We start from the raw sequence: 21,591 nt of genomic DNA, 5'->3' as shown, positions 1-21,591 counted from the left end.
TGCTGTACTGTTTCTGCTTTGTCTTCTATAAGCGTGTTTAATTCAGTATTCTTAAAGAAAATAACTACCAAAAGATGGTTTTTAGCAATACCTTTTAAGTAGGGAAGTTGTCTGTGTAATCCATCTAAAGTTTCAAAATTGGTATACAACAACATCAAACTTCTTTGGTTAATGTTTCGTTTTACATCAGCATAAAGTCTTCCATAATCACTCTCAAAATAATCGGTTCTTACATTGTAAAGAGTTTCTAAAACAAGATTCATTTGCGACGTTCTACGTTCGGCAACAACAATATTTTCAACCTTTTTAGAAAAAGCCAAAATACCTGCTTTATCTTGCTTTTTTAGAGCTACATTAGAAATTACCAAAGAAGCATTGATAGCATAATCCAATAAAGTTAAACCATCAAAAGGCATTTTCATAACACGTCCTTTGTCAATTACTGAATATACAGGTTGCGATTTTTCATCTTGAAACTGATTAACCATTAACTGATTGGTCTTAGCTGTAGCTTTCCAGTTTATAGTACGTAAATCGTCTCCCAAAACATACTCCTTAATCTGCTCAAACTCCATGGTATGACCAATTTTTCTAATCTTTTTTATACCATATTGATGCAGGTTGTTGCTAATTGCTAACAAATCGTATTTGCGCAATTGCATAAAGCTAGGGTAGGTTGGTACCATTTTGTTTTCGGCACTTACAAAGCGTCTTGCAACTAAACCAAAAACAGATGAAGCATATATGTTAAGTTTTCCAAAATGATATTCGCCACGTTCAACAGGACGCAATTCATACTGTAGTTTTGAAACGCTAGATGCTTTTAATCGTCGTTCAATATTAAAGTTTCTAACCTGGAATTGTTCAGGAATTTCATCTATAACTCTAACATTTACAGGAAAGGTGTAGAAATTTTCCAACGTAAGTTCAATAGCGTTTTGGTCACCATTTGAGAACTTTTCAGGAAGTAAACGGTTACCAACAACACCTCGTTTTGCCATAAATAACAGTAAGGTGTCCAAAATGGTTAATGCGACTAATAACAATACCAAAAGCTTAACAATATTGAACAGTCTTGGGAAAATAAAACTGACAATAAATAGCAGTATTATACCTAAGCAGGCATAAAAAAATCGGTTTTGTATGTAAAACGGTTTTAGGCGTTTAAGCATTATCTTGGTATTTCTACAGCTTCAATAATTTGATTAATAATTTGTTTTGTGGTAATACCTTCCATTTCGCGTTCAGGAGTTACAATTACTCTGTGTTGTAATACAGGAGTTGCCGCTTTTTTAATGTCCTCAGGAGTTACAAAATCTCGTCCAGCAATAGCAGCAAATGCTTTACTTGCTTTTAGTATTGCTATAGATGCTCTTGGTGAAGCTCCTAAATATAAAAACGGATTGTTACGTGTGTTTACAATAATATTGGCAATGTATTTTACCAAATGTTCTTCTATAATGATTTGGTTAACAATATCCTGAAACTTTTTAATTTGTGCTTTGTTAAGATGAGACGTTACCTTATCGGTTTTTAAATCGCCTTTAAGCGCTTGTTCTCTGTTAAGGATTTCAACCTCTTCATCAAGGTTAGGATAATCTACATCTATTTTAAATAAAAAACGGTCTAATTGCGCTTCTGGTAAGCGGTAAGTTCCTTCTTGTTCTACTGGGTTTTGTGTTGCTAAAACAATAAAAGGTAAATCCATTTTATATTTATTACCATCTATAGTAATTTGGCGTTCTTCCATGACCTCAAAAAGCGCTGCTTGTGTTTTTGCTGGTGCACGATTGATTTCGTCAATTAAAATCATATTCGAAAAAATAGGACCTTCTTTAAACTGAAATTCTGATGATTTCATATCAAAAACCGAAGTTCCTAAAATATCACTAGGCATAAGGTCTGGTGTAAATTGAATACGACTAAACCCAATATCCAATGACTTTGCTAATAGTTTAGCTGAAATGGTTTTTGCAACACCAGGAACACCTTCAATAAGCGAATGTCCATTTGCTAATAACGACGCCAAAAGCATGTCTATCATTCCTTTTTGACCTACAATAACTTTACTTATTTCTTGTTTTATTAAGGCAACACCTTTTTGTAACTCACTAAGGTCTATTCGGTTTTTAAAACTAATGTTTTCGTCTTCTGTAATAGCGGTTTCAACAGGTTGTTGAGTAGTTTGCTCGTCTTGTTGAGGTTGTAATTGCTCGTCTTGATTTTCGTTTTCGTGCTCCATAATTATTTGGTATAAAAATCTTCTATTGCTTTATTTAAATTGAGTAAATCATCTTCATTGCAACTAGGTTTTGCTTTTAAATGTGCAATAAGGTTGATGAGTTTTTGAGTTTCGCTTTCGTCTTTTCCTGATTTTAAGACTAAAGACTTTACAAACTTTTTATCCAATACTTGCGTGTCTAAATAATACACACGTCTTATATGTTCTAAAAAGTAAGTTATTTTTTTATTGACAAGATTGTCATGGTCTTTTGTTTCGTAATATAGGTTTCCTATGGTTTTTGTAAAGGCTACTGTTGTATTTTCTAATGGTTTTATCACTTTTACAACACGTTGTTTTCGTTTTGCATTAAAAATCATAAATAAAAATATAGACAATAGTGCTAAATACCAAGCATAGCGTAAAGGTGGTTGACTTAAAATGAATCGTAATGGTGAACTTCCTAAATCTTTACCAAACTTATTTTTTGAGTCAAAATAAATGGTGTCGTCTGGCAAGTAAGACAATGCAGCAGCTGCATACTTCTTATTATTTTTTTTGAGCAAATGGTAGTTGGTAAACACCACAGGTTGTAGGTGTAAAAAGATATTGCCTTTTCCCCAATTCACTTTTATAAAATTGACACGTTGTTGTAATGAGTCAAACTTTTGATAGCCTAAAACGGTTGTGTAAACAGTATCTAATTCTGAAAAGTAGATGTTGCTCATACCTTTTTGTATGAAAATAGAATCTTGTTTAAGCCTAGGATTTGCAAAACTTAAATTTGCAGCACCTTTAAAACTGTAATCGTTGTCAGTTTGAAAACCTAAACTGTCAAAAAATGTCCTTGGAGGATAACTGGTTGACATGAAAATGGAATTTCCAAAGGACGCAAAATCCAATAACTCTTGAGCCGAAACATCATCGGTAGGAGAGAACTCATTAATTTGAATAAAGTTTCCAGCAGTAAGGTACGTGCTATCTTCCCAACTGTAGTAATCGTCAAAATACTCATAAGGTGTAACCTTTATATCATGCACTTTACTGGTTGGAAAAAGGGTTTCCAATTCGTTGTGTAAAATATAAGTACCATATGGTATTTTTTGATTTTCGTTATAGGTTTTAGTCCAGTTTACTGGTGGAGGAGTAGAAAACTCAACAACTATAACTCCTACAAAAAGTAAAACTAAAAGACCTATGTATATTTTTATGGTTTTGTTCATGCTTTTACGTTGTTTATAAAGGTTGTAAATGCATGTTTAGCTTTGTCAAACTGTTGTGTATTGACATCAAACTCACCATACCAAATGTAATTATATAAGTAAGAGGTGTAAGAAAATTGATCTCTATTGGTTTTTGATTGTAATTCGTACAGATAGTCGCTATCAGTTTTTTCTACATCGTAATCAATAAGTTGCGCATTGGTTAACGATCGTAACAACCATAAGTAATAATAACGGACTGCAAGTCTGTAATTCTTTTCACTTTCAGCAATTTCAATAAGCGATTTAAAATCGGCTACGTGAATGTTGTTTTCAATATCAGTAACCGGAACAATATTTTTTTCCGAAGATTTTCCAAACACCCAAGTGCCTTCTTTGTTGATAATTGCTCTAAAAATAAAATACACTACCAGTAGAAAAACGACCACATAGAAAATTTTTAAAGCAACCTCAGTAAATGACGATGCTTGTCCGTCACCACTTAAATTGAATAGTTTTTGAAACAAATCGCTTAACCATTGTTTAAATCGAGTCCACCAACCAGACTGTTCTACTGTGCGTTCATAAATGTAATCGTTACCAGAATACTTATCGGTTAATTCTTCAAAATGACGTTTTTCAATAGGCGAATTGTCAGTTACTAAAGAATCAGAAGCAGTTTCAGTAGCAGGAATACCAAACACTGTAGTTAACGACCCAAAGTAGAAAAGGATAATATGTATAAATAAGAATTTATTCACCAGAACCAATTTGATCAATAACGCTTTTGGTGTTTATATTTTCATTGTCTTCTTTTAAACTGTAAAACACAATACCTTGGTTTAGTTGAACAATTACATTTAGTATTGAGCTTACTAAAAAGGTTAATAAGAAAATTGCAATCATCATTACTGTCATTGTACCAGCAATTTCCTGTGGGTTATTCATTGTGTCTCCTTGTTCTATGGTAGTAAATAAGCTTGCCATACCAAAAATATAAGGTATTAAAGCAATAATGTTTTGTACAATGTAGCTCATTAAGAAAAAGATACCAACGCTACCTATTGCAGCCCAAAATTTTGAACTTATTAAGGTCCAAGCATATCCAAAACATTCCCAAATACCTTTTTTATCTTCAATATATTCTATAAGAGTAGACTGATAAAATAACGCTACAAAACCAATAACAAGTGGTAAAAGCAGCATGCCAATAATTGTAATTACTAGAAGAAACATGGCTACTCCGCAAACAATCATTAAAGGAATACCAACTAATATAGCACATACCAGAAAAATGAATATTTTACCAATATGCTTTTTATATAGGTCAACAATATCACGTGTTTCAAAGTTAGAACCACCACGTTCGCTATATAATTTTAAATAAATAGGAACAAACGAATAGGAGACAACACCAGCAATTAAACCAACAGTACAAAACAAAATAATGAGTACTATGAAAATTCCCATGTTTTCATTCATGTAATCATCAACCACTGATGGATTATTAGACATTAATCCTCCAAAAACGATATCAGTATAAAACTTTGAAAAAAAGTAGCCCAATACCATAAGTATGATGAGGAAAATTCCATTTACTATAAAAAATTGCTTAAAAAGGTGTTTTCCACTTTGCTTTAAAAATGCAAAAGTGTCTTGAAAGAATTCACCAAAGCCTCTAGATTTATATAGTTCCATAAGTTGATTTAAGTTTTTTGTTTAAAATGTATGGGTAAACCAAATAGTAGTAAGAAATTATAAAAAGGGTAACTAATATAATTCCTACTGATAACCAATTGGGCATAGTATTAGAATACCGAGTCACATAACCTTCTAAAAAACCTGCTGAAAAGGTAAACGGAAATGTGCTGATTAAAATCTTTACACCATCTTTTACACCTGTTTTAAAAGAAGTCATTCGTGAGTAAGTTTTTGGAAATAAAATACTGGCTCCTAAAATTAATCCAGCGGCACATTCAATAACAATAGCAAAAATTTCCATAGAACCATGAATCCAAATACCTCTTACGCTTTCCCAAAGCACGCCTTTATCATAAAAAAAGTATTGAAAAGATCCTAACATAATACCATTGCGTAACATGTAATATACAGTGCCAATACCACCAAAAACACCAAAAATAAAGGAGCAAATGCCTACATAAAGGTTGTTTAGGGTAATGCCGATAAAACTTCCCCAATTACTACCGCTTTTGTAAACCGCAACAGGATCGCCTGCTTCAATATTCTCTAAAGTCATGTTTACATATTGGTCGGTAAGTATTATTCTTACAAAAGTATCGTCGTGTGCTGCAGAAATTACTCCAATAGCTACAAAAGCAGCAAAAATTAAAAAGGCATAAAGCACATAACGTCTGTATTGGTAAACAATTAGCGGAACTTCAATTTTCCAAAAATGCACAAATCGATTAGTGTCTTCGCGCTTGGTTTTATAAATTTTTTGAAAAGCTTTAGCAGCTAAGTTGTTTAAATAAAGAATTGTTTTACTTTTGGGATAGTAAGTTTGAGCATACGAAAGATCGTTTACTAAGTGTATATAAAGTGATGCAAGTTCATCAGGATTTTTAAGGGTTTTTCCAAAAATAGCCTTTTCAAAATTGAGCCATTTTTCTTTATTTTGTTTAATAAATGCAACTTCTCTCATAAGCTATCAAATTAAAGTAATAAATGGTAGAGTTACAAATAAACACCACTCAAAATGTAAATATTAATTTCACAGCTGCTAGTGTTGGAGATAGGATATTGGCATACATTATAGATTTAATAATTAAGATAGCCTATATCGTTGTAATTTATCAGTTAACATTTAATCTTTTTGAAATTGATGAAATGATTGAAGACATGGATCATTGGTCTCAAATAGCCATTCAAGCATGTTTTTATTTACCTGTTGTTTTATACTCTCTTATTTTTGAAACTATACTTGATGGTCAAACACTTGGAAAACGTATAATGAAAATTAAGGTTGTAAAAATTGACGGTTACCAAGCATCATTAGCCGATTTTGTGATTCGTTGGTTTTTTAGGATTGTAGATATTAACATGATGTCTGGTATTGTGGCATTAATCTCTATTGTAACCAGTAAAAAAAGTCAGCGTTTAGGTGATATGACTGCTGGTACATCGGTAATTTCATTAAAGAATAATGTAAATATCAGCCATACTATTCTTGAAGATTTAGAAGATACTTACACACCAACATATCCTTCGGTTATTAAATTGTCCGATAATGATGCACGTATTATTAAAGACACTTTTATAACTGCCAAAGCAGCAAAAGACTACACAACGCTTATAAAGCTGCGTAAGAAAATAATTGAAGTTATAGATATTAAAGAAGTGAATGGTAACGATATTGAATTTATTGATACCATACTTAAAGACTATAACTACTATACACAAAGCATGTAATGTTTTTTCAGGTTATTGACATACTAGGTACTATTGCTTTTGCTATTTCAGGCGTTTTAGTCGCTATGAATAAAAGAATGGATCCATTTGGAGTGCTTATTATAGCATTTGTAACTGCTGTAGGTGGTGGAACCTTAAGAGATACACTTATTGGGCAAACTCCTGTGTCTTGGATGATTAATATGACTTACGTGTATGTTATTTTAGGAGCAACCTTATTTGCTATTCTTTTTAAAAACTATATTAACTATTTAAGAACGTCACTTTTTTTGTTTGATACTATTGGTATTGGACTTTACACTGTGGTTGGAATTGAAAAAGGCTTAACCATTGGTTTGCATCCTATAATTTGTATTGCGCTAGGAACCATGACAGCTTGCTTTGGTGGTGTGATAAGAGATATTTTATGTAACGAAATACCTGTGATTTTTAGAAAAGAAATTTATGCAACAGCTTGTATTTTGGGCGGACTTACTTATTTCTTGCTTAGTGAGTTTTTAACCGATTCTAACTTTGTGTTTGTAATAGCAGGAGTAGTTGTAATTGTTATTCGGCTTTTAGCTGTTAAGTTGAAAATAAGCTTACCTAGTTTGTATAAAGATTAGAAATTGGTTTTGATGCTTTTAATAACTGCGTACTTGTAAATCATAATTATTGATATAACTATAGTGGCTATAAAATAAAGTAAACCTACTAAAAGTAGTGTTTGTGCTTCAGTGTTAAAACTAGGAAACTCACTAACTTCAGAAAGTACAGCTAAAATCATATACAAGCTTATAACAATTAAAAGACTTGGTATTGAAATTCCTACTACTTTATTCTTGAAGATGATTTGCAAAATTAAACCAGCTATAAGCGTAATGGCAATATAGTTAAGTGTTAGTCCTGTTGAAAACCAATAAAAAATTACGCTAGCAATTAAAAAGTATTCTGGGATTTCAAGAATTATTTTTTTGAAGTTGTTCATTCTATTTGTTTGGTGGTTGTTAATTGAAACGAAAAATAGACATATTTATTATAAAAAATCCCATTACCTAATACTAAGATAATGGGATTAAATTGTTGTTATATTAATGTTTAGTTTTGCGGTACAGGAAATCCTCTATCACGCATTAATGCTTCAATTTTAGCATCACGACCTCTAAATAGTCTGTAAGCTTCAGCAGGATCCATTGCGTTTCTAGGAGCAAACAAATACTTCACCAATTTTTCAGCAACTGCTTCATCATAAAAACCACCTGGAGCTTCAGCAAAAGCTTCTGATGCATCACTAGTTAATACATCTGCCCACATGTAACCATAATATGCAGTAGCATAACCTTCACCAGAAAATACGTGTCCAAAGTGAGGTGTTCTATGACGCATTGGTAATTCTTTAGGCATACCAAGTTCGTCTAAAGTTTCACGCTCAAACTTATCAATATCTATATTGGTTGGATCAGCTAAGTGTAATTTCATATCAATTAATGCAGAAGCTAAATATTCTGTAGTACCAAAACCTTGGTTAAACGTTGAAGCTTTTTTGATTTTTTCAACCAATTCAGCAGGCATTGGTTTTCCTGTTTCGTGGTGTACTAAGAATTGATTAATCACCTTGTCAGTAGATAACCAACGTTCTAACAATTGCGATTGAAACTCGGTATAATCTCTAACACCACCTTGTAAGGTTGGATACTTCACATCAGCAGCAAAGAAGTGTAAAGCATGTCCAAACTCATGGAAAAATGTTGTTGCATCATCCCAAGATACTAATACAGCTTCTCCTGGAGCAGGTTTTACAAAGTTAGAGTTGTTAGATGCCAATACGTTAGTTTCGCCATCAAATGACGTATAACTTCTGTAAGTAGTTGCCCAAGCACCTGAACGTTTACCTTCACGAGCAAATGGGTCTAAATACCAAAGACCAATATGTTTTCCTGAATCTTTATCAGTAACTTCCCAAACGTTTACATCTTCGTTAAATACAGGAACTGAGCCTTCTTTAACAGGAGTAAATTTGTAATTAAACAATTCTCCAGCTACAAAGAACATTGCTTCGGTTAACTTATCTAATTGAAGGTATTGCTTTACTTCATCGCTATCTAAATCGTATTTCTTTTTACGAACTTTTTCAGCATAGTAGCGGTAGTCCCAAGGTTCAATGGTAATATTGTCGCCATTTTCATTAGCTACAGCTTGCATGTCTGCTACCTCTTCTTTAACTCTTGCTGTTGCTGCAGGCCAAACTTTTAGCATTAAATCCATAGCGTTTTCAGGGGTTTTTGCCATTCGGTCTTGTAATCTCCACTCAGCATAATTGTCATAACCTAAAAGTGCTACACGCTCTTTACGTAGTTTTAAAATCTCAGCAATAATTTGGTTGTTGTCGTATTCGTCACCATTGTCTCCACGCGAGTAGTAGTTTTCCCAAACTTGTTTACGTAACTCACGGTTGGTAGAGTAGGTAAGGAAGGGATCCATTGACGAACGTGTGTTTGTAATGGCATACTTACCTTCATGACCTTTATCTGTAGCGATTTTAGCAGCAGATTTTATAAACCCATCTGAAAGTCCTCCTAATTGGTCTTTGTTCAAGTAAGTCACATAGTTTTCTTCGTCATGTAAAACATTATTAGAGAATTTGGTGTACAATGACGATAATTCTTTGTTGATTTCAGCGTAACGTGCTTTTTTAGCAGCATCAAGGTTGGCACCATTCATTTCAAACTGCTTGTAAGTTAAATCTACAACACGTTGCTCTTGGTCGCCTAAAGGCGTTTTTTGTGACGCATCATAAACCGCTTTAATACGTTGAAATAATTTTTCGTTTTGCGAAATTTTAGATTGGTAATCTGATAGTTTAGGTGCTAATTCTGCTTGAATTGCTCTAAACTCAGGAGAAGATACATTACTACTAAAAATACCATAGTAACGCGTTACTCGGTCTAACTCTTCAGCAGAACGCTCCATAGCAACTATAGTGTTTTCAAAAGTTGGAGGTTCAGGATTGTTGGCAATAGCTTCAATATCTTTTAAACCTAATTCCATTCCTATTTCCATAGCTTCTTTAATGTCCTCAACCTTCATTTTGTCAAATGCAGGAACGCCTTGGTAAGGACCTGTCCATTCTTGTAGTAAAATATTATCACTCATGGCAACGTCATCATTTTGTTGTTGGCTCTCTTCTTTACAAGCTGTAAAAGAGATTAAAGCACATAAACCCAAAGTTTTAATGTGCGTAGAAAAATTGTGTTTTTTCATTTAGAAAGTAGTTTAGTATTATGCTGCGGAAGGTATTAAAAATCTATAAAATGAAGTCTTAATTATTTTATAATTTCTACCTTTTTAATGTATATATTATGCAATGGCCATTCGGCTTCATCGGTTTCTTGTGCTGAGATTTTATCTACTACGTCCATTCCATTTATTACTTTTCCAAAAATGGTATAGTCTCCATCCAAATGGTAAGAACCACCAGGTTTTTGAACAATAAAAAACTCATAAGGAGAAGCCAATTTGTAAGGATTCTCAATCTCGCTACTTGGCATGCTCACCACACCTCTGTCGTGTCTAAAACCACGTTTGGTATCAGTAGGTAAGAGGTAGCGACCAATGTCTTTTCGTTTGTTCATAACATCAGGATCGTCAGTGCTTCCACCTTGTATAATAAAGTTGTTGACTACTCGGTAAAATTGTGTGTCGTCAAAATAACTTTGCTTGGTAAGAAAGATAAAATTAGCTCTATGGAATTTGGTTTCGTTAAACAATAAGATGTCTATTGTACCAAAATCTGTCGTAATTCGTACTTTGTTTTCTTTGTTGTGTTTTTCGTACTCCAAGAAAAACTCCATAGCATTCTCATCGGTTAGATAAGGGAATTCTCTTTTTGGTTCAACAATAGTATCGGTTTTTGGAGGTTCTTTTTTGGTTTCTGTAGTATCTGTTGAAGGTATTGTATTATTTTTTTTAGAAGATTTTTTATCTTCACAGTTCGTTAAGGCAAAACAAAGGCAAACCAATAAAAGAATTCTCATAATGAATTTTAATGCGTTTTTAGATTCTGTTTCAAAAATAAAAAATCTACCACTACCAGGAGAAGCTTCACAAATTAAAATGTCGCCTCCTTATCGTTTGGAGCTTATGGCAAAGCAAAAAGAAGCCATGAAAAACTCCAAGCATGCTGGTGTTATGGCATTATTTTATCCTGATACCAAGCAAAACGCAAAACTGTTGTTAATTTTAAGAAAAACCTACAAAGGTGTACATTCGGCTCAAGTGGGTTTTCCTGGAGGCAAGTTTGAAAAAGACGATGCGTCATTAGAATTTACTGCTTTAAGAGAAACACGAGAAGAGGTTGGTGTATTGGAACAGAGCATAAAAGTATTGCGAGCGTTAACGCCAATGTATATACCACCAAGTAACTTTACTGTGTTTCCGTTTTTTGGAATCACGACTACAATGCCTAGTTTTATAAAACAAGAAGAAGAGGTTGAGGATTTAATAGAAGTTGAGCTGTCTCATTTTTTAGATGATAGTACAATGATTAAAACTTCTGTACCAACATCTTACAAAGTAAATGTTGAAGTTCCTGCCTATAAATTGAACAATCATATTGTTTGGGGAGCCACTGCAATGATGCTTAGCGAGTTAAAAGACTTGTTAAAACAAGTGTTATAAAATAACAGTTTTCTTACATTTGTAGCTTACTAACTAATAAAAATCTATGGGATTATTTAAAAAAAATCCTTTCGGACATATTCTTTTTTTGAAAAAATGGCTCATTAGAATCTTAGGCGCAATGACTCACAGACGCTTTAGAGGTTTTAATGAACTTAAAATTGAAGGCTCTGAGGTTATCAAGAATCTTCCTGATGCCAATGTGTTGTTTATTTCTAATCACCAAACCTATTTTGCAGATGTTGTGGCTATGTTTCACGTGTTCAATGCGAGTTTAAGTGGAAGAATAGACAATATTAAAAATGTAGGTTATTTATGGAATCCTAAGCTGAACATTTACTATGTTGCTGCAAAGGAAACCATGAAATCTGGTTTGTTGCCAAAAATTTTGGCGTATGTAGGTTCGGTAAGTATTGAGCGCACATGGAGAGCAGAAGGACAAGATGTTAACCGACAGGTTAAAATGAGCGATATTTCTAATATTGGAAAAGCCTTAGATGATGGTTGGGTTGTTACTTTTCCGCAAGGAACCACAACACCTTTTAAACCTATTAGAAAAGGAACAGCGCACATTATTAAAAAATACAAACCTGTTGTTGTGCCTATTGTAATTGATGGTTTTAGACGCTCTTTTGATAAAAAAGGATTGCGTATTAAAAAGAAAAACATCTTACAAAGCATGGAAATAAAAGCACCTTTGGAGATTGATTACGATAACGAAAGTATTGCTGAAATTGTTGAAAAAATAGAATACGCTATTGAGCAACATCCTTCGTTTTTAAAGGTGATTTCCCAAGAGGAACTACAAGCGCAAGAAGAACTCAACAAACTGCGTGAGTGGTAAAACTAATTTAAGACTGTATTGCACTTGATTTGCTAATGCGGAATTCAACTCAAACATAAATTATGAGAATCTGAAACGAGTTCAGATTGACAATTTACATTTTAATAACCACTATACTTCCAGCTTTTTAAGCTCTCTGTAGTTGTTGTTAAGACGCTTGAGTAAAATACCATAAATAAGCCAGTAAAACCCAAGTAACACTAGTATTGCGCCACCTAGAGTAACTATGGTTAGTCCTATAATTTTAGCGTAGAATGTAAAGGCTTCACCATTGGCCGAAGCTAGCTCTACCTTAGAGATAACATCTTCGTTTTGGCTAAATTCAATATACAACGCTATAACTGCTGAGGCAATCATAAAAATAAGGTTAAAAGCTACATATTGCTTTACAGTACGTCTGGTTTTTAGGATGTTTTCCATAAGTACTTTTGCGCTGTCAGTTACAGAAATTCTGCGGTAGTTTTTATAGAATAAATAAAAGAAATACGCCAAAACCACATAACCTAAAATGGTAAATGGTATGAGTAAAAAGTCGCTTTCTAACTCGTCAAAATGTTTAGCATTCTTATTGTCTTTTAACAAGAAACTTATTCCTGTCCAAAATGCAAATTCTAAAAGGCTGATAATAAAAATCCACTTGACAATAGATGAGGATTTTTTTAATATCATTTTATAAATCTCATTGTAAGTCAACTTTGGGTAGTTGTCTTCTCCCTTTTTCCAGTCTTTCTTTAATAATTCTAACTCATCCATAAGCTTACGGATTTAATATTGTTTTTAGTTTTGTTTTCACTCTGTTCATCTTCACTCTTGCATTTACCTCAGTAATTCCCAGAGTTTCACTTATTTCACTGTAATTTTTATCTTCTAAGTATAAAAACACCAGTGCCTTTTCAATGTCGTTTAATTGGTGGACTGCTTTGTACAATAGCTTTAGTTGTTGCTCTTCGGTGTCGTCGTATTCTTCCGATTTTATTTTAAACTGAATACTCTCAAACTCCTGTGTTTGTATGGAGCGTTTAGATTTTCGGTACAACGTTATTGCTGTATTTAAGCCAACTCTATACATCCATGTGCTAAATTTTGAGTCGCCTCTAAACTTAGGATAGGCTTTCCATAATTGTATAGTTATTTCTTGAAACAAATCATTGTGCGCTTCTTGATTATTGGTGTATAATCTACAGACTTTGTGTACAATGTTCTGATGCTTTTCAAGCTGTTCTACAAAACTATGTTCAAGTTGTTTGTCCAAATTTCAATCAGTTAGTTGACTATATGTAGCTATAAAAGGTGAGTTGTTACACTAGTTTAAAATTATTTGTTTTTTAGTAAGCCTAACACTATGAAATACTGTGCTAAAGCATACGTTAGCATAATACTGATGTTCGATAATGGTAAGGGTTTGTAAAACTTGTTGAGTGCCAAAATACTATCAGAAAGCATAAACAGCAATGCGCCTAAAAATACTAGCGTATAGCTTAGTGGTAGCACTTTACCTTGTCTTAAAAACGCAGTTACAGCCATAGTTAAAATTACTAGCATATAAACCGTTACAGGATATAGCATGTCTCCAAGACCATCAAACATTATATAAAACAGCATTGCAGCATACAGCAAAGCTATAAGTATAAATACATAAGGGTTTTTGCTTGGGTTTTTATGTTTTAAAAATACTATGATGTACATAATATGAGCCAGTAAAAAAGCGATAAGTCCAAACATAAAATACCCTTCTGATTTGTGTACAAACATTAATAGCACATCACCAAGCAAAGAAAACAGTAAGGCAAATAAGGTAAGTAGCTTTAAGGTTTTGTTGAGGTGATTACTACTTGTTAAAAAATAGGCGATAAGCGACACCAAAATAGCTGGTTTGGTAACATAATGCAACCCATTTAGGCTTTCAACACTACTGCAAATAAGCTCTGCAATAATAATGATAAAAAATAAGATACTAAAGCCTTGTTCTTTTTTTGTAAGCATAATAGATAATTAATGCTTAAAGGTACTAAATTGAATGTGGAAATAAGAATAGGATGATTTGGAATGTTCGTTTAACGGTCTTGTATATGATACGTTGCGTGGTTTAGCACGTAATTTAGCAAATAAAAACCGAATAGAAAATCCGCGAGGATTTTCGTAAGTAGGCTCTCACTAGCAATGGATTATATACGTTGTTGTAAACTGTGCTTTTAATTTTTTTCAAATATTCTTAAATATTTCGATTCAGATAGTTTTTTTCTGTAAACTACAATTAAAATTGCAGAGATAAAACTTGTAATTGTTAGAATCAGATAAATAATTGGTGTTGCTTTTAAAATCAAATTATTATGTTCTATTTCTTTAACATAGTTTATTTTCTCGGTTTCTGTATTTAATGTAGAATAATGATATGATTCAGTTGGATTAAATACTCCATATTTTTTACTTACGGCAGAGTTTATTGTTGCTAAAAGAAAGTAACAGGAAATAATAATTAATAATATTGAAATGAAGTTGAAAAATATTTTTTTGTTTTTATCAGAGCTCATTTTTTTGCCATTAATTTTCTATAATACTTTTCTTGTTCATTCTCATTTCTTGCGTTTTCAAATAATTCAAATAGTCCAAACCAATAAAGTCTTTCGTTCATTGTCATTCCGCCAATTCCATCAATTGCCGATTTCCGAAATTCAGTCCACATTGCGTAAACTTTTTCAAAGTCAGTTTGTTTTTCAATCAACGTATTACCAAGAAAATGCTCAATATTGTCTTTTAATTCAACCGCATTTCTTTCATCAATTTTCCATTCCTGAATGTTATCGGCTAATTTTTGAATAGTTTTTTCTTTAGAAACTTTTAGAATATTTTTTATCAGTTCGTCCAAGTTCATTTTTTGCGATTCAGTTTGGGCATTGTTTACAATAATAAAGATATGGATAGTTTTAATTATCTATATCAACTTTGGTATGAATAGTTGCAGGATTTTCAGAAATGTGAGAAAACAAGCAATTACTTGTAGACATTATTGTGCATAGTATTTATTTTATTGTTACAGCATTTAAGAATCTATTTCCTGAATTTGTTCTATAAAGAATTGTAACTCTATCTGTGTTTTCATAAATGCCATTATTCGGTGCTTGAACTTCTGCTAATTCAAACTCAAGTAAGACGTTGCAAGAATATGTCCATTTATTAAATTCCTTATCATAATTTTTCAATACATAATGGGTGAAATTACGAGGTGATCCAAGATAACTACTGTGGTCTTTTCCAATATTCCCAAATGAATTTAACTTTAAAAGCAATTCAGCTTCTGAGGAACTAAAATTGGATAAAATATTCACATATCTCGGATGAAATTCAGAATCTATTAGTTGATTAGCTAATATATTTTCCCACATTTCGTGTAAAGTAGGGTCAACTTCTTTTGATGCTTCTTCAAATGATTTTACGAAACTTTTTAAATGTTTCGGTGAATTCAATTGTCCTTTTAGTTGAGCTTTTTCAACAGCTTTTTGAATAGTGTACGCACCAACAGCTTTTTCGGCATCAACCATATTATCGAACTTTTGTCGAATGTATCTTCCAAAACCACTCGTAGTCTCTGTAATGGGTGCGACAATTTTATTGAAAGAATCAATCAAGGCTTTAGTAGTTTCAACATAGACTTCTTTCGGTATAGCTTTCGCAGTTTCACCTAATCCAACCAAGTCAAGGCTTCTACTTTTTTTATCGTTTTCTTGTTCTTTCATTAGAGTTCTTTTGTTATATTTTACACAACAATAAAGATATGAATAGTTTTAATTAGCCCTATCAACTCTCAACGAATTTAGTTTTTTTATATGACAGTCATGCAGTTATCTTATTAATTGTTATTAACAGATGTATTCTTAAAAAAGCGTTAATTAACAGTTGTATACAGTACTTTAACAAATTGCTAACAGCAGTGAGGTAGGTAATGGTCTAATTTTAAGACAATCAATCAATTAAAAACGAGCAGTTATGTTTTTAAGTCCAGCATTTTAGTTGGGCTTTTTTTAGCTAATGTAATTCCACATGTTTTTGTATTTGCTCAATTGCCTGTAGGTGTGGAGTAGTACTTTGTGTTCTGGTAAGCCTAGTGTTGGGTCGCTGTTTAAAACGCGTTTAGCATAAAAGCGAGCGCTTTGTAAGATGTCTTTGTCTTTAACAATATCGGCAATTTTAAGGTTGAGTACACCACTTTGTTGGGTTCCCATAATATCACCAGGACCACGAAGTTTAAGGTCTACTTCGGCAATTTCAAAACCATCACTGGTTCTGGTCATAGTTTCTAAACGTAGTTTACTGTCGTTACTTAGTTTATGGCTCGTCATTAAAATGCAATAGCTTTGTTCGGCACCACGACCAACACGACCTCTTAACTGGTGTAATTGCGATAACCCAAAGCGTTCAGCACTTTCAATAACCATAACAGAGGCGTTAGGAACGTTTACACCAACTTCAATTACTGTAGTGGCTACCATAATTTGTGTTTCGCCTTTAGCAAAACGTTGCATTTCGTAATCCTTATCGGCTGGTTTCATCTTTCCGTGTACAATGGAGATTTGGTATTTTGGCATAGGAAAGTCTCTAGAAATGCTTTCGTAACCATCCATAAGGTCTTTGTAATCCATTTTCTCACTTTCCTGAATTAATGGATATACCACATATACTTGTCTGCCTTTTTTAATCTCATCTCTTATAAACTGAAACACACGAAGTCTGTTTTTATCGTAACGATGTACTGTTTTTATAGACTGTCTTCCTGGAGGTAATTCGTCAATTACTGAGATGTCTAAATCACCATAAACCGACATTGCTAAAGTTCGCGGAATTGGTGTTGCAGTCATCACTAAAATGTGTGGAGGAGTAGTTGCCCTTTCATTATCAGAAGATGCCTCTGGGCCTTTTCTCCATAATTTGCTTCTTTGCTCGACTCCAAATCGATGTTGTTCGTCTATAATTGCAAGTCCTAAATTTTTAAATTTTACCTTATCTTCAAGTAGTGCGTGAGTACCAATTAAAATCTGTAAATTGCCATTTTCAAGATTTTCATGGATTTCTTTTCGTTCTGAAGTATTACTTGAACCAGTTAATAATTTTATACTGATATTCAATTTGTTGCAAAACTCTGATAAACCGTTGTAGTGTTGAACTGACAAAATTTCAGTTGGAGCCATTAAACAAGCTTGAAAACCGTTGTCAAGTGCGATTAACATTGACATTAGCGCAACTATAGTCTTCCCAGAACCAACATCACCTTGTAATAATCGGTTCATTTGTGCATTACTGCCTAAATCGGCTCTAATTTCTTTGAGAACTCGCTTTTGAGCATTGGTTAATTCAAAGGGTAAATGTTCCTTAAAAAAGGTGTTGAAATAGTCGCCAACTTTTTCAAATGGAAAGCCTTTAATTTTTGATTTATGGATTAGATTTTTAAGAATAAGCTGCAGTTGGATGTAGAATAATTCTTCAAATTTTAATCGGAATTGAGCACGTGATAATAGCTCTTGGTTTTTTGGAAAATGCACGTTGAAAAGTGCTTCGCTTTTTGAGAGTAATTTAAGTTCGGAAAGTAAATTTTCAGATAAAGTTTCTGAAAATCTGCCTTTGGTTTCCAGGAACAGATTCTGCATAATTTTACTAATTACTCTGTTGGTGATGCCTTTATTGGATAGCTTTTCAGTTGAAGGGTAAATAGGTTGCATTGCAGAGCGCAAATTCTTTTCGTGTTCTTCAAGCGGTTCCATTTCAGGGTGAGGCATGCTAAATGTGCCATTAAACCAATTGGTTTTTCCAAAAATCACATAAGTTGTGTTTGGTTTTATGCTGTCTCTAATCCATTTTTGACCTCTAAACCAAACCAACTCCATAACTCCAGTATCATCTTGAAACGTGGCAACTAGTCGTTTACCTCTTTTTTGAGCGATTTCTTTAAAGCTAGTAACTCTTCCAATAACCTGTACGTCAGCGTTGTTGCGTTGCAGTTGATTAATTTTGTAATATTGAGTTCGGTCAATGTATCGATTTGGAAATAAGTTGATTAGGTCTTGATAGGTGTGAATACCAAGCTCTTTACGAAGTAAATCGGCTCGATTTGGTCCAACGCCTTTAAGGTAATCTATAGGTGTTTGAAGATTGGTATTCATGGTAACGAATATAATTCTAATACTTGAAAGATAAAACTTGATTTTTTGTATTTTGGAACTCTAAAACGAGCAGAAAACAAATAAAATGCGAGCATTAGTAATATCAGGTGGCGGAAGTAAAGGTGCGTATGCAGGAGGAGTTGCGCAGTACCTTATTGAGGGTCAGGGTAAAACTTACGATATGTATTTAGGAACTTCTACAGGAAGTTTGTTAATACCTCATTTGGCTGTCAACGATATTGGTAAGTTGTATGATATTTTTACTAATGTGCAACAGAGTGATATTTTTAGTGTAAGTCCTTTTGTGCAGCGTGAAAAAGACGGAAGAGAGTTTGTATCTATTGATTTTGTGAACTCTTTATGGCAGTTTATTCGAATGAAACGCACCTTTGGTGAGAGTAAATCACTAAGGAGGAATATTAGGAAGAATTTTACTAAAGAAGAGTTTTTAAAGATAAAAGACACCAAAGAGGATGTTGTAGTGACAGTGTCTAACCTTTCTAAAAACACAGTAGAGTACAAGTCTATTAACGACTACTCGTATGAAGAGTTTTGTAATTGGATATGGATTTCTTGCAATTATATACCGTTTATGTCTTTAGCTAAAGTGAACGGTTATGAATATGCTGATGGTGGTTTGGGTTGTGTAGTGCCAATACGCGAGGCTATACAGCGTGGAGCAACTGAAATTGATGCTATTGTTTTAGAAGCTGAACAAATGGATAGGTTGAAGGTGTTGGGCAAAAACCCATTTTCCTTAATGATTAATCTGTTTGGGCATTTGCTTAACCAAGTGGAGCGTAATGATATAGTTATAGGCAAGCTTGCTGCACGAAATAAAGGCGTAAAGCTGAATTTGTACTATACACCAACAGACCTTACTGAAAACTCCTTAATTTTCAGTAAGCGCTTGATGACTAAATGGTGGCAATTAGGATATGATTATGCAAAAGCAAGAAATGAAAGGTAGTGGAGTTTTACCACATGTCGCTTACTTCTTGTTTTATGTAAGATAATGCAGCGTCACTAGGAGCTCGCTTTTCCATCATTTCGGTTAAAACAACTTCTCTAAGTTTATTGGCAGTGTCAGTTTTTTCTAAAAGACTTGCTTTTCTTATCAGTTGAATAGTGGCGTTTTTTGCTGCTGCAATAATGTTCCAGCACTCATCAGTCATGTAGATTTGTTGTGATAAATTATGCTCAAACTCTTGCTCAATAGTTGCTATAATTAAAGATTCGTAATCTTCTTTATTTGAGGAGTTTGGAATAACTCTAATCAGTAATTTTGAAGGTGTAATACGCTCTAAAAACAAAGCCATTCTTTCATAGGCTTGTAGGCGGATAGGAAGTGTGTTTACTTGTATGTCTTTATGTAATAAAAAGCGTCTTCTACCATCTTCGTTTTTAGTGTGTTCTTTAAAAAAGTAATAAGCAATCATTCCAGTAATTAGGGCAGGAACAGCATACAATAATACTTCAAATATTTTTTCAACTTCCATAGTGTTTTAGTTAGGTTAGGTATTTTGGTTTTTATATTGACCTCCCAAATATATGCAATCTTTTAAATCTTGCATACTTTTAAAAGGCACAGGAGTTTTTTCGTAGTGATAGGTTAAATCTAATTCTTTAGACAGGTTATGGTCGTCTACATTTACATCAATATCACTCATTTTAAACTGACAAGGATGCTCGTAACCTGCGGAATGTGTAATTTCTATAAACTCTTTTCTAAAGGTTTTAAAATATTGCGCTAATCGATGTGACTTTAAAGTTACATCAATACCACTTTGTAGCCATTTGCTTTGGGTGGCAACACCACTAGGACAATGATTGGTATGGCAAATTTGTGCTTGGATACAACCAATACTCATCATGGCTTCTCTGGCAACGTTAATACAGTCAACTCCCATAGCAAAAGCCATTGCAGCTTTTGCAGGAAATCCTAGTTTTCCACTTCCAATAAAAACAATGCGTTCACTTAAACCTTTTCTCTGAAATAGTTTGTATAAATCGCTAAACCCATAAACCCAAGGTAATGAAACGTGGTCTGCAAAACTTGGTGGAGCAGCACCTGTACCGCCTTCGCCACCATCTACAGTTATAAAGTCTGGTCCATGACCTTTGGTTTTCATTATATCAGCAAGTTCTTCCCATTGGTCTAGTTTTCCAATAGCAGCTTTTATACCTACAGGCAAACCTGTTGCTTCAGCAATGGCTTCAATAAAATCAACCATTTCAGGAACGTTGGAAAACGCTGAATGGTTAGGAGGTGATAACACGTCTTTACCGACTTCTACGTGACGTATGCGAGCAATTTCCTCAGTAATTTTTGCTCCAGGAAGTACACCACCTTTTCCAGGTTTTGCGCCTTGAGACAGCTTAATTTCTATGGCTTTTACATGTGGATTATCATTAACTAACTGCACTAATTTTTCCATTGAAAAGTTACCATTGCTATCTCTTACTCCAAAATAGCCTGTTCCAAAATGAAACATAACATCACCTCCATTGCAGTGGTAAGGAGACAAACCACCTTCACCTGTATTGTGGTATGCTCCAGCTATATGAACACCTTTGTTGAGAGACTCAACTGCTTTGGCAGATAAAGAACCAAAACTCATAGCAGAAACATTAATTACAGACGCAGGTCTGAACGGTTTTTTTCGCTTGTTGTAAGCACCAATAACTTTTGCACAAGGTAAAAACGTTTTGTCAACAGCATTAGGATGGTCTTTTTCAATTTTATAAGGCATCATTGCATTGTTGATAAAGATGTGATGATGCGAATAAATATCTCTGTCAGTTCCAAACCCTTCGTAGTTGTTTTCTTTTTTAGCAGACGCATAAATCCAACCTCGTTCAATTCGGTTAAAAGGTAACTCTTCTCTATTGTTTGCTACAAGATACTGTCTAAGTTCAGGACCAATGCGTTCTAAAATATATCTAAAATGCCCAATAACAGGGAAATTATGGCTTATGGTGTGTTTTCTTTGTAAAAAGATGTCTCTTATAGCAACTAAAGCTAAAACGATTAACATCCACATCCACCAGCTTATGTTGCTTATGAAATCTAAAAACGTATTCATT

General features: G+C 33.5%; 23 protein-coding genes. 5 read left to right on the top strand and 18 right to left on the bottom strand.

What is annotated here, in order from left to right; translation table 11 throughout:
* The 6 genes from ACQ0RB_RS06205 to ACQ0RB_RS06180 form a co-directional block, all read right to left on the bottom strand.
* Positions 1 to 1,172 (bottom strand): DUF58 domain-containing protein (locus ACQ0RB_RS06205; RefSeq protein ID WP_430497268.1); only part of this gene is annotated, 1,172 nt, incomplete at its 3' end.
* Positions 1,172 to 2,242 carry an AAA family ATPase gene (locus tag ACQ0RB_RS06200; protein WP_430497266.1) on the bottom strand — a complete coding sequence of 357 codons (1,071 nt, stop codon included), beginning with the start codon at positions 2,240 to 2,242 and terminating at the stop codon, positions 1,172 to 1,174. The genes ACQ0RB_RS06200 and ACQ0RB_RS06205, both read right to left, overlap by 1 nt.
* Before the next feature lie 2 nt (positions 2,243 to 2,244).
* A complete protein-coding gene (locus ACQ0RB_RS06195; protein ID WP_430497265.1) occupies positions 2,245 to 3,444 on the bottom strand; it encodes a DUF4350 domain-containing protein in 1,200 nt (399 codons plus the stop codon).
* Positions 3,441 to 4,184 carry a hypothetical protein gene (locus ACQ0RB_RS06190; protein ID WP_430497263.1) on the bottom strand — a complete coding sequence of 248 codons (744 nt, stop codon included), beginning with the start codon at positions 4,182 to 4,184 and terminating at the stop codon, positions 3,441 to 3,443. Before ACQ0RB_RS06190 ends, ACQ0RB_RS06195 begins: the two co-directional genes overlap by 4 nt.
* A complete protein-coding gene (locus ACQ0RB_RS06185; protein ID WP_430497261.1) occupies positions 4,177 to 5,121 on the bottom strand; it encodes a hypothetical protein in 945 nt (314 codons plus the stop codon). The genes ACQ0RB_RS06190 and ACQ0RB_RS06185 overlap by 8 nt, the downstream gene beginning before the upstream one ends.
* A complete protein-coding gene (locus tag ACQ0RB_RS06180; protein WP_430497259.1) occupies positions 5,108 to 6,085 on the bottom strand; it encodes a stage II sporulation protein M in 978 nt (325 codons plus the stop codon). Before ACQ0RB_RS06180 ends, ACQ0RB_RS06185 begins: the two co-directional genes overlap by 14 nt.
* Before the next feature lie 23 nt (positions 6,086 to 6,108).
* Between ACQ0RB_RS06180 and ACQ0RB_RS06175 the strand changes: the two genes are divergently transcribed.
* Entirely contained in the window at positions 6,109 to 6,852 is a 744-nt protein-coding gene (locus tag ACQ0RB_RS06175) for an RDD family protein (RefSeq protein WP_335974915.1), read from the top strand.
* Positions 6,852 to 7,457 carry a trimeric intracellular cation channel family protein gene (locus ACQ0RB_RS06170; protein WP_129760558.1) on the top strand — a complete coding sequence of 202 codons (606 nt, stop codon included), beginning with the start codon at positions 6,852 to 6,854 and terminating at the stop codon, positions 7,455 to 7,457. The genes ACQ0RB_RS06175 and ACQ0RB_RS06170 overlap by 1 nt, the downstream gene beginning before the upstream one ends.
* On the opposite strand, the gene ACQ0RB_RS06165 is transcribed toward ACQ0RB_RS06170, so the two are convergent.
* The 3 genes from ACQ0RB_RS06165 to ACQ0RB_RS06155 form a co-directional block, all read right to left on the bottom strand.
* Positions 7,454 to 7,819, bottom strand: a complete 366-nt coding sequence (locus ACQ0RB_RS06165; RefSeq protein WP_430497257.1) for a hypothetical protein — start codon at positions 7,817 to 7,819, stop codon at positions 7,454 to 7,456. The genes ACQ0RB_RS06170 and ACQ0RB_RS06165 overlap by 4 nt on opposite strands.
* 110 nt (positions 7,820 to 7,929) lie before the next feature.
* A complete protein-coding gene (locus ACQ0RB_RS06160) occupies positions 7,930 to 10,092 on the bottom strand; it encodes a M3 family metallopeptidase (protein WP_430497255.1) in 2,163 nt (720 codons plus the stop codon).
* A 62-nt stretch (positions 10,093 to 10,154) separates the two neighbouring features.
* Positions 10,155 to 10,865: a peptidylprolyl isomerase gene (locus ACQ0RB_RS06155; protein ID WP_430497253.1), complete on the bottom strand. Its 711-nt coding sequence runs from the start codon at positions 10,863 to 10,865 to the stop codon at positions 10,155 to 10,157.
* A 1-nt stretch (position 10,866) separates the two neighbouring features.
* Between ACQ0RB_RS06155 and ACQ0RB_RS06150 the strand changes: the two genes are divergently transcribed.
* Both ACQ0RB_RS06150 and ACQ0RB_RS06145 read left to right on the top strand, forming a co-directional pair.
* The gene (locus tag ACQ0RB_RS06150) at positions 10,867 to 11,508 is read left to right on the top strand and encodes an NUDIX hydrolase (RefSeq protein ID WP_262732711.1); all 642 of its coding nucleotides are present in this window, start codon (positions 10,867 to 10,869) and stop codon (positions 11,506 to 11,508) included.
* Between the two features lie 46 nt (positions 11,509 to 11,554).
* The gene (locus ACQ0RB_RS06145) at positions 11,555 to 12,352 is read left to right on the top strand and encodes a lysophospholipid acyltransferase family protein (RefSeq protein WP_134200311.1); all 798 of its coding nucleotides are present in this window, start codon (positions 11,555 to 11,557) and stop codon (positions 12,350 to 12,352) included.
* 111 nt (positions 12,353 to 12,463) lie between these two features.
* On the opposite strand, the gene ACQ0RB_RS06140 is transcribed toward ACQ0RB_RS06145, so the two are convergent.
* The 7 genes from ACQ0RB_RS06140 to recG form a co-directional block, all read right to left on the bottom strand.
* Positions 12,464 to 13,105 (bottom strand): hypothetical protein, encoded by a 642-nt coding sequence (locus tag ACQ0RB_RS06140; RefSeq protein WP_430497250.1) that lies wholly within the window; start codon positions 13,103 to 13,105, stop codon positions 12,464 to 12,466.
* A 4-nt stretch (positions 13,106 to 13,109) separates the two neighbouring features.
* A complete protein-coding gene (locus ACQ0RB_RS06135; protein WP_129760564.1) occupies positions 13,110 to 13,604 on the bottom strand; it encodes an RNA polymerase sigma factor in 495 nt (164 codons plus the stop codon).
* A gap of 62 nt (positions 13,605 to 13,666) precedes the next feature.
* The gene (locus ACQ0RB_RS06130; protein WP_430497247.1) at positions 13,667 to 14,335 is read right to left on the bottom strand and encodes a lysoplasmalogenase; all 669 of its coding nucleotides are present in this window, start codon (positions 14,333 to 14,335) and stop codon (positions 13,667 to 13,669) included.
* Positions 14,336 to 14,544: 209 nt separating this feature from the next.
* Entirely contained in the window at positions 14,545 to 14,883 is a 339-nt protein-coding gene (locus ACQ0RB_RS06125; RefSeq protein WP_430497246.1) for a hypothetical protein, read from the bottom strand.
* Entirely contained in the window at positions 14,880 to 15,224 is a 345-nt protein-coding gene (locus ACQ0RB_RS06120) for a hypothetical protein (protein WP_430497245.1), read from the bottom strand. The genes ACQ0RB_RS06125 and ACQ0RB_RS06120 overlap by 4 nt, the downstream gene beginning before the upstream one ends.
* Positions 15,225 to 15,372: 148 nt before the next feature.
* Positions 15,373 to 16,086: an Abi-alpha family protein gene (locus ACQ0RB_RS06115; protein ID WP_129760566.1), complete on the bottom strand. Its 714-nt coding sequence runs from the start codon at positions 16,084 to 16,086 to the stop codon at positions 15,373 to 15,375.
* A 285-nt stretch (positions 16,087 to 16,371) separates the two neighbouring features.
* Positions 16,372 to 18,504: an ATP-dependent DNA helicase RecG gene (gene recG, locus ACQ0RB_RS06110; protein WP_430497243.1), complete on the bottom strand. Its 2,133-nt coding sequence runs from the start codon at positions 18,502 to 18,504 to the stop codon at positions 16,372 to 16,374.
* An 85-nt stretch (positions 18,505 to 18,589) separates the two neighbouring features.
* On the opposite strand from recG, the gene ACQ0RB_RS06105 reads away from it, so the two are divergent.
* Complete coding sequence (locus tag ACQ0RB_RS06105) at positions 18,590 to 19,474, top strand: patatin-like phospholipase family protein (protein ID WP_129760569.1); 885 nt, start codon at positions 18,590 to 18,592, stop codon at positions 19,472 to 19,474.
* A gap of 7 nt (positions 19,475 to 19,481) precedes the next feature.
* Here the strand turns inward: ACQ0RB_RS06105 and ACQ0RB_RS06100 are convergent, their stop codons facing one another.
* A complete protein-coding gene (locus ACQ0RB_RS06100) occupies positions 19,482 to 20,003 on the bottom strand; it encodes a hypothetical protein (RefSeq protein WP_129760571.1) in 522 nt (173 codons plus the stop codon).
* Positions 20,004 to 20,018: 15 nt separating this feature from the next.
* The gene (locus ACQ0RB_RS06095; protein ID WP_430497240.1) at positions 20,019 to 21,590 is read right to left on the bottom strand and encodes an FMN-binding glutamate synthase family protein; all 1,572 of its coding nucleotides are present in this window, start codon (positions 21,588 to 21,590) and stop codon (positions 20,019 to 20,021) included.
* Position 21,591: the final 1 nt, after the last annotated feature.

The sequence above is a fragment of the Gaetbulibacter sp. PBL-D1 genome, from assembly GCF_050509525.1.
Taxonomy (GTDB): domain Bacteria; phylum Bacteroidota; class Bacteroidia; order Flavobacteriales; family Flavobacteriaceae; genus Gaetbulibacter_B; species Gaetbulibacter_B jejuensis.
Note: the sequence above shows the minus strand (reverse complement) of the source record. Positions and strands in the feature narration are given on the sequence as shown.

Excerpts from the sequence above, each read along its gene's own strand:
- ACQ0RB_RS06115 (WP_129760566.1), bottom strand. The coding sequence starts at position 16,086 with ATGAAAGAACAAGAAAACGATAAAAAAAGTAGAAGCCTTGACTTGGTT.
- ACQ0RB_RS06105 (WP_129760569.1), top strand. The coding sequence starts at position 18,590 with ATGCGAGCATTAGTAATATCAGGTGGCGGAAGTAAAGGTGCGTATGCA.
- ACQ0RB_RS06125 (WP_430497246.1), bottom strand. The coding sequence starts at position 14,883 with ATGAGCTCTGATAAAAACAAAAAAATATTTTTCAACTTCATTTCAATA.
- ACQ0RB_RS06180 (WP_430497259.1), bottom strand. The coding sequence starts at position 6,085 with ATGAGAGAAGTTGCATTTATTAAACAAAATAAAGAAAAATGGCTCAAT.
- ACQ0RB_RS06155 (WP_430497253.1), bottom strand. The coding sequence starts at position 10,865 with ATGAGAATTCTTTTATTGGTTTGCCTTTGTTTTGCCTTAACGAACTGT.
- ACQ0RB_RS06095 (WP_430497240.1), bottom strand. The coding sequence starts at position 21,590 with ATGAATACGTTTTTAGATTTCATAAGCAACATAAGCTGGTGGATGTGG.
- ACQ0RB_RS06175 (WP_335974915.1), top strand. The coding sequence starts at position 6,109 with ATGGTAGAGTTACAAATAAACACCACTCAAAATGTAAATATTAATTTC.
- ACQ0RB_RS06170 (WP_129760558.1), top strand. The coding sequence starts at position 6,852 with ATGTTTTTTCAGGTTATTGACATACTAGGTACTATTGCTTTTGCTATT.
- ACQ0RB_RS06195 (WP_430497265.1), bottom strand. The coding sequence starts at position 3,444 with ATGAACAAAACCATAAAAATATACATAGGTCTTTTAGTTTTACTTTTT.
- recG (WP_430497243.1), bottom strand. The coding sequence starts at position 18,504 with ATGAATACCAATCTTCAAACACCTATAGATTACCTTAAAGGCGTTGGA.
- ACQ0RB_RS06145 (WP_134200311.1), top strand. The coding sequence starts at position 11,555 with ATGGGATTATTTAAAAAAAATCCTTTCGGACATATTCTTTTTTTGAAA.
- ACQ0RB_RS06140 (WP_430497250.1), bottom strand. The coding sequence starts at position 13,105 with ATGGATGAGTTAGAATTATTAAAGAAAGACTGGAAAAAGGGAGAAGAC.
- ACQ0RB_RS06160 (WP_430497255.1), bottom strand. The coding sequence starts at position 10,092 with ATGAAAAAACACAATTTTTCTACGCACATTAAAACTTTGGGTTTATGT.
- ACQ0RB_RS06100 (WP_129760571.1), bottom strand. The coding sequence starts at position 20,003 with ATGGAAGTTGAAAAAATATTTGAAGTATTATTGTATGCTGTTCCTGCC.
- ACQ0RB_RS06120 (WP_430497245.1), bottom strand. The coding sequence starts at position 15,224 with ATGAACTTGGACGAACTGATAAAAAATATTCTAAAAGTTTCTAAAGAA.
- ACQ0RB_RS06165 (WP_430497257.1), bottom strand. The coding sequence starts at position 7,819 with ATGAACAACTTCAAAAAAATAATTCTTGAAATCCCAGAATACTTTTTA.
- ACQ0RB_RS06200 (WP_430497266.1), bottom strand. The coding sequence starts at position 2,242 with ATGGAGCACGAAAACGAAAATCAAGACGAGCAATTACAACCTCAACAA.
- ACQ0RB_RS06130 (WP_430497247.1), bottom strand. The coding sequence starts at position 14,335 with ATGCTTACAAAAAAAGAACAAGGCTTTAGTATCTTATTTTTTATCATT.
- ACQ0RB_RS06185 (WP_430497261.1), bottom strand. The coding sequence starts at position 5,121 with ATGGAACTATATAAATCTAGAGGCTTTGGTGAATTCTTTCAAGACACT.
- ACQ0RB_RS06150 (WP_262732711.1), top strand. The coding sequence starts at position 10,867 with ATGAATTTTAATGCGTTTTTAGATTCTGTTTCAAAAATAAAAAATCTA.